Origin of the sequence: Paeniroseomonas aquatica, from assembly GCF_030409335.1 — a bacterium.
GTDB classification, from domain to species: Bacteria; Pseudomonadota; Alphaproteobacteria; order Acetobacterales; family Acetobacteraceae; genus Belnapia; species Belnapia aquatica.
In genome coordinates, this window is record NZ_JAUFPN010000291.1 from 1 (window position 1) to 6,399 (window position 6,399).

Below are 6,399 nucleotides of genomic sequence, written 5' to 3' on the forward strand. Positions count from 1 at the left end.
GGCCAGGCGCAGCGCCACCACCCGCGCCACGGCGGCGGCCTCCGGCATCCGGCCATCGCCCAGCAGGGCCTCCTGGCCGCGCCCGAGCAGCCGGTCGGCGACCGCGGGCGCCAGGTCGCCGACCACGACCACCGGGCCGGCCGGCGGCGGCAGCGCGGCCTCGGCGAAGACCTCGGGCGGCCCCGCGGCGACCAGCGAGCCGGCGGGGAAGCGTTCCAGCAGCAGCTTGCCGCGGCGGTTGTCCACCACCGCCCAGATGCCGCGGCCGGCCGCGGCCCAGGCCGGCACGGCCGCGGCCAGGGCCTCCCCGGTGGTCACGCCGATCACCGGGACGCCGGCGCCGAGGCCGATGCCCTCCGCCAGCGCCAGGGCGGCGCGGATGCCGGTGAAGCCGCCGGGGCCGACCACGGCGGCGACCGCGTCCAGCTCCGCCGCCCGCAGCCCGGCCCGGCGCAGCACCGCGTCCGCCATCGGCGGCAGCAGCGCCGCATGGCCGCGGTCGCCGGGCGCCGATTCGGCAGCCAGCACCACCCCATCCGCCAGCACGGCGGCGGAGCAGCCGGCCAGGGCGGCGTCGAGGGCCAGGATGCGCGGCATGGCTACCCCTCCCCGGTCAGAGCGCGAGCTCGACCAGCACCGGCACATGGTCGCTGGCCTGCGGCCAGCCCCGCGCCGGCTTCAGGATATGCTGCCGGGTCAGCGCGCCGGCCAGGTCCTGGCTGCACCAGACATGGTCCAGCCGGCGGCCGCGGTCCGCCGCTTCCCAGTCCTTGGCCCGGTAGGACCACCAGGAATAGAGCTTCTCCTCGGCCGGGACGAAGTGCCGGACCGCGTCGTGCCACTGGCCCGCGGCCATCCAGGCCGCCATGGCCGCGACCTCGACCGGGGTATGCGAGACCACCTTCAGCAGCGCCTTGTGGCTCCAGACGTCGTGCTCCAGCGGGGCGACGTTGAGGTCGCCCAGCATGACGCTGCGCCGCGCCGGGCCGCGCCCGAGCATCCAGGCGGTGGCCTCGGCCAGGAAGTCGAGCTTGTGGGCGAATTTCGGGTTGGCCGCCGGGTCCGGCTCGTCGCCGCCGGCCGGCACGTAGAAATCGTGCAGCTCGAGCGGCCCGCCCGGCACATCGAGTTCCACGCCCAGGTGCCGGCAGTCATTCTTCGCGCACCAGTTCGGGTCGTCGTGCCGGATGGCGAAGGGCAGGCGGGACAGGACGGCGACCCCGTTGTAGCCCTTCATCCCGCGGTGGGCGACGTGGGGGAAGCCGAAGGCGCGGATCTCCTCCAGGGGGAAGTGCTCGTCCGGGCACTTGGTCTCCTGCAGGCAGATCACGTGGGGGTCGAGGTGCCGCACCAGCTCCGCCAGCAGCGGCCGCCGCAGCCGGACCGAGTTGATGTTCCAGGTGACGATGCGGAGCGCCTGCCGCGCGGGCAGGATCGCCGGCGCGGCAGGCCTCCGCGGCATCAGACGATGGTCGTGCGCACGTGGCCGACGCCCTCGACCGTGCCTTCGAGCACGTCGCCGCGCACCACCGCGGCCACGCCTTCCGGCGTCCCGGTCATGATGAGGTCGCCCGGCGCCAGGGTGACGAGGTGGGAGAGGTTCGAGATCACCTCCGGCACCGACCAGATCAGCTTCGAGAGGTCGGAGACCTGGGTGGTCTTGCCGTTCACCTTCAGCTCGATCTTGCCGCGCGACGGGTCGAAGCCCGCGGCCGGGATCAGGTCGCCCATCGGCGCCGAGAGGTCGAAGCCCTTGCCCATGTCCCAGGGGCGGCCGGTCTTCTTCGCCTCGTTCTGCAGGTCGCGCCGGGTCATGTCGAGGCCGCAGCAATAGCCCCAGACGTGCTTCAGCGCGTCCTCGACCTTGATCGCCGCGCCGCCGGTGCCGATGGCCACGACCAGCTCCATCTCGTGGTGGAGCGACTTGGAGGCCGGCGGGTAGGGCATGGCGGCGCCGCCGGTGACCAGCGCGTCGAAGGGCTTGGTGAAATAGAAGGGCGGCTCGCGGGTCGGGTCGGAGCCCATCTCGATCGCATGCTCGGCATAGTTGCGGCCGACGCAGAAGATGCGCCGCACCGGGAAGAGCTGATCGCTTCCCCGGATCGGCACGGCGGAGACCGCCGGCGGGGCGATGACGTAATCGGGCATGCGGCGTACCTCCGGAAACGAAGCGGCCGCAGTCCTAGCAGTGCCGGGTCGGCGCCGAAAGCCTGGCCGCCACGCCGATACGTATACAAAGCGTTAGCGATTTTTCGCCCAGGTTGATACGGACACAAAAAAAACGCCCGGACAGGGGGGTGTCCGGGCGCCGGTATTCGAGTTTCCGATCGGAAAGGTCGGGCGAGCCGGTAGGGGAAACCGGGCATCACCACCAGCTTTTAAGGCGGCTGGTTGCACCACAATAGCGTCTTGCCCGGCGTTACGCAAAAGGCGTTTGCGCGAGGCGAGCGTGCGACTGTCCCGGGACAGCCGTGTCACGCAAGCGTGATGACAGCATTATTCCGCCGCCTGTGGCATTCGATGCCGATTCGCCCACGCCACGGCTGCCTGGCCGAAGTCCTGGAGCAACCCGCGGCTGATACTGTCGCGTTCCCAATCATACTCCGGATGCCATTGCACGCCATAGGCGAAACCGACGGCGTCCCGGACCCGCACCGCCTCGATGGTTCCGTCCGGCGCCCAGCCTTCCGCGACCAGCCGCGGCGCCAGCCGTGCAACGCCCTGGTTGTGCAGCGAATTCACCGGGATCTCGGTGCCGCCGGCGATGGTCGCCAGCAGGCTGCCCGGCACCAGCCGCACCCCATGCGCCTTGGCGGTGCGGATTCGCGGCAGCTTCTGGTCCGAGGGGGTGGAATGGTCCATCCGCCCCGGCAGGTCCTGGATCCGCTGGTCCAGGCTGCCGCCGAGCGCCACGTTCAGCTCCTGGAAGCCGCGGCAGATCGCCAGCACCGGCAGGCCGGCGGCGATGGCGGCGCGGATCAGCGGCAGGGTGGTCGCGTCCCGCTCCCGGTCCTCGGGCGTGCCCTCGGCGTGCGGCGGGCCCTCGTAGTAGTCGGGGCAGACGTTGGACCGGCTGCCGGTCAGGATCAGCCCGTCCAGCCGCGGCAGGATCTCGGGCACCAGCGCCTCGCCGGCCGCGGGCAGCAGCACCGGGATGCCGCCGACCGGGCCGAGCACGACGCGCACGTAGCTGTCCGAGGCGGCGTGGTTCGGCGTGGCGAAGATGCCGAAAGCCTTCACGCAGCAGGAGATACCGATGAGGGGTTTCATCACCGTGACAGAATCGCCCGCGATTGCGGCGCGATCAAGACACCGTCTGCTTCGGCATCGGTAAATTCGGCATTGCTGCCCGGCTAGTTCGGAATGCCCAGCTCCTCACGGAAGCGCGGGTCGTTGAAGTCGAACAGGATGGCGGGGAAGCGGCCGCCGTACTCCGCCTGGGTCAGGGTCACCCGGGTCTCCTGGCCCTGGGCGTCCACCACCGCCCATTGCCGCAGCTCCATCGGCGCCTCCGAGAAGACCAGCGTCAGCCGCCCCTCCGCCGCCTGGCCGGTGCGGAACAGGGTGATGCGCAGCAGCCCGCCACCGCGCTCGACCCGGCTGACGGTGACGTCGCCGGAGAGCCGCACCTGGTCGCGCAGCAGCATCCCGAGCGGCGTCGCCGAGAGCGGCAGGGTCGTCGCCTGCTTCAGCTCGCGGTCGAAGTAGAAGAACTGGCCATAGCTGGCGACCAGCAGCAGCGGCTCCGGCGGGTCGTACTCGAAGCGCATGCGGCCGGGGCGCTGGATCCAGGCGGTGCCCTCGGCGGCGGCGCCGTTCTGGGCGATCTGCAGGAAGCGCGCCTTCAGGGTCCGCAGCGCGCCGAGCCAGGCCTCGGCCCGGCCGATATCCGCCCGGTCGCGCTCCGAGAGCGTGGCCGGGCCGGCGGCCTGGGCCAGCGCCGGCCGGGTGCCGAGCCAGGGGGCACCGAGCGCGGGAAGGGCGGCGGCGGAGAGGGCGAGAAGGGTACGGCGGTCCATCCCGCAGCATGTGGACCGCCGGGGGCGCCGGGAAAAGCCCCGGCGCGGCCGGGGCACCCGGATCCCGGACGCGATGGCGTCAGCGGGACGGCCGGGCCCCGGGTGCCGGCGGCTGGCCCGGCACCGGCATCGCCTGGTAGCCCGCCGGGACCTGGAAGCGGGCCGGGTCCTGCGGCCCGTAGGTGACCTGGGTCGCCTCCAGCGTGCCGGTCTTGCCCTGATGCGTCCCGGTGCTGCGGAGCATCACCCCGTCGGCGGTCAGGCAGGCCTCGCCCTTGCCCTTGGTGGCGCTGTCCTCGTAGCGCCAGACGGTGCAGCCGAGCCCGGCGACGGTCGCGGTGCCGGCGCGGGTGAAGCGGGCGGTGTCGGGCGGCTGGGTCGGCAGGTTGATGCCGCCGGCCCCGCCGGTCGGCAGCTCCATGACCAGGCGCTGCTGCTCCATGACCATGGACATCTTCTGCGTCCGCTGGTCGACCAGCGACCAGCCGATGCCGCCGGGCATGTCCACCCGCAGCTTCTGCTCGGCCACCAGCCAGGACATCCGCAGGTCCGCCGGCGGCTCGGTGGCGACGCGGTAGGCGACGCTGACATCCCGCGTCGGGATCATGACCGGGCGGTCCTGCGCCAGCGCCGGGGCGGCGAGCAGCCCGGCCAGCAGGGCCAGCGATGCGGGCGGGACAATCGGGCTCAGGCGCAAGTGGTGGCTCCTCGATGGGGACGGGACCGGCGGCCGCCGGGGGATCAATCGTCGTCGTCCGGCCGGCGGGTCAGCACCTCGCGCTTGCCGACGTGGTTGGCGGCGCCGACCACGCCCTCCTTCTCCATCTGCTCGATCAGCTTGGCGGCACGGTTGTAGCCGATGTTGAGGTGGCGCTGGATGAAGGAGGTGGAGGCCTTGCCCTCGCGGGTCACCAGCGAGACCGCCTGGTCGAACAGGCCCTTCTCGCCCTCCCCGGCGCCGGCGATGCCCGAGAGGCCGCCGTCGCCGCCCTCGAGCTCCTCCTCGGCCTCGGTGACCTCCTCGATGTAGGCGGGCTCGCCCTGGGCGCGGAGGAACTCGACCACCTTCTCCACCTCGAGATCCGAGACGAAGGGGCCGTGCACGCGCGCCACGCGGCTGCCGCCGGCCATGTGCAGCATGTCGCCCTGGCCGAGCAGCTGTTCCGCCCCCTGTTCGCCCAGGATGGTGCGGCTGTCGATCTTGCTGGTCACCTGGAAGCTGATGCGGGTCGGGAAGTTGGCCTTGATGGTGCCGGTGATGACATCCACCGAGGGGCGCTGCGTCGCCATGATGACGTGGATGCCGGCGGCACGCGCCATCTGCGCCAGGCGCTGCACCGCCGCCTCGATCTCCTTGCCGGCGACGATCATCAGGTCGGCCATCTCGTCGATGACCACGACGATCATCGGCAGCGGCGAGAGCGCCAGCGGCTGGTCCTCGAAGACCGGCTTGCCGGTCTCGGAGTCGAAGCCGGTCTGCACCCGGCGGGTCAGCACCTCGCCGCGGTGGCGGGCGTCCTGCACCTTGTCGTTGTAGCCGCCGATATTGCGGACGCCGAGCTGGGACATGGCGCGGTAGCGCTTCTCCATCTCCCGCACCGTCCACTTCAGCGCGCCGATCGCCTTCGGCGGCTCGGTCACCACCGGCGCCAGCAGGTGCGGGATGCGGTCGTAGACCGACAATTCCAGCATCTTCGGGTCGATCATGATGAAGCGGCACTCCTCCGGGCTGAAGCGCCAGAGCAGGCTCAGGATCATGGTGTTGATGGCGACCGACTTGCCCGAGCCGGTGGTGCCGGCGATCAGCAGGTGCGGCATCCGGGCGAGGTCGGCGATCACCGGGTTGCCGCCGATGTCCTTGCCGAGCGCCAGCGGCAGCCGGCCGGGGTGGTGGGTCCATTCCTCGGCCGCCATCGACTCGCTGAAATAGACCGTCTCCCGTTTGGCGTTCGGCAGCTCGATGCCGATGACGTTGCGGCCGGGGACGGTGGCGATGCGGACCGCGGTGACGTGCATGTTGCGGGCGATGTCGTCGGCCAGGCCGATGACCCGGGCCGACTTGGTCCCCGGCGCCGGCTCCAGCTCGTACAGCGTGACCACCGGGCCGGGGTTGATGGCGGCGATCCGGCCCCTGACGCCGTAGTCGTCCAGCACCTGCTCCAGCAGCCGGGCATTGGCCTGCAGCGCCTCCTCCGAGGGGCGGCCGACCCGCTTGGCCGGGGGCGCCTGGAGCAGCGACAGCGGCGGCAGCTGCCAGGGGCTGTCGGCCGGGGCGTGCTGCGGCGGGCGGGCGGGCTCACTGCGCCTGGCCGGGGCGGCGGGCGGGGCGATCGGCGGGGCGACGCTGAGCATCCGGGCCGGCACGGCGGCGGGGGCGGCC

The 6,399-nt window shown here is 72.2% G+C and carries 7 protein-coding genes; all 7 read right to left on the reverse strand.

The genetic code is table 11. The features are described 5' to 3' along the window. Positions 1-597: tRNA (adenosine(37)-N6)-threonylcarbamoyltransferase complex dimerization subunit type 1 TsaB (gene tsaB, locus QWZ14_RS29695; protein ID WP_290320679.1), on the reverse strand; the 597-nt coding region annotated here is incomplete at its 3' end. 16 nt (positions 598-613) lie between these two features. Further along, on the reverse strand, positions 614-1,462 hold the full coding sequence (locus tag QWZ14_RS29700) for an exodeoxyribonuclease III (RefSeq protein ID WP_290320680.1): 849 nt from the start codon (positions 1,460-1,462) through the stop codon (positions 614-616). Then, entirely contained in the window at positions 1,462-2,148 is a 687-nt protein-coding gene (locus QWZ14_RS29705) for a fumarylacetoacetate hydrolase family protein (RefSeq protein ID WP_290320681.1), read from the reverse strand. Before QWZ14_RS29705 ends, QWZ14_RS29700 begins: the two co-directional genes overlap by 1 nt. A 348-nt stretch (positions 2,149-2,496) precedes the next feature. Next, positions 2,497-3,270 carry a gamma-glutamyl-gamma-aminobutyrate hydrolase family protein gene (locus QWZ14_RS29710; RefSeq protein WP_290320685.1) on the reverse strand — a complete coding sequence of 258 codons (774 nt, stop codon included), beginning with the start codon at positions 3,268-3,270 and terminating at the stop codon, positions 2,497-2,499. Between the two features lie 83 nt (positions 3,271-3,353). Beyond that, positions 3,354-4,019, reverse strand: a complete 666-nt coding sequence (locus QWZ14_RS29715) for a LolA family protein (protein WP_290320682.1) — start codon at positions 4,017-4,019, stop codon at positions 3,354-3,356. Between the two features lie 79 nt (positions 4,020-4,098). Beyond that, positions 4,099-4,716, reverse strand: coding sequence for a DUF4412 domain-containing protein (locus QWZ14_RS29720; protein ID WP_290320683.1), 618 nt, complete (start codon positions 4,714-4,716; stop codon positions 4,099-4,101). Positions 4,717-4,760: 44 nt separating this feature from the next. Further along, the coding region (locus QWZ14_RS29725; RefSeq protein WP_290320684.1) for a DNA translocase FtsK at positions 4,761-6,399 on the reverse strand (1,639 nt) is incomplete at its 5' end.

Coding starts and splice junctions, on each gene's coding strand:
- QWZ14_RS29700 (WP_290320680.1), bottom strand. CDS start 1,462: ATGCCGCGGAGGCCTGCCGCGCCGGCGATCCTGCCCGCGCGGCAGGCG.
- QWZ14_RS29705 (WP_290320681.1), bottom strand. CDS start 2,148: ATGCCCGATTACGTCATCGCCCCGCCGGCGGTCTCCGCCGTGCCGATC.
- QWZ14_RS29710 (WP_290320685.1), bottom strand. CDS start 3,270: ATGAAACCCCTCATCGGTATCTCCTGCTGCGTGAAGGCTTTCGGCATC.
- QWZ14_RS29715 (WP_290320682.1), bottom strand. CDS start 4,019: ATGGACCGCCGTACCCTTCTCGCCCTCTCCGCCGCCGCCCTTCCCGCG.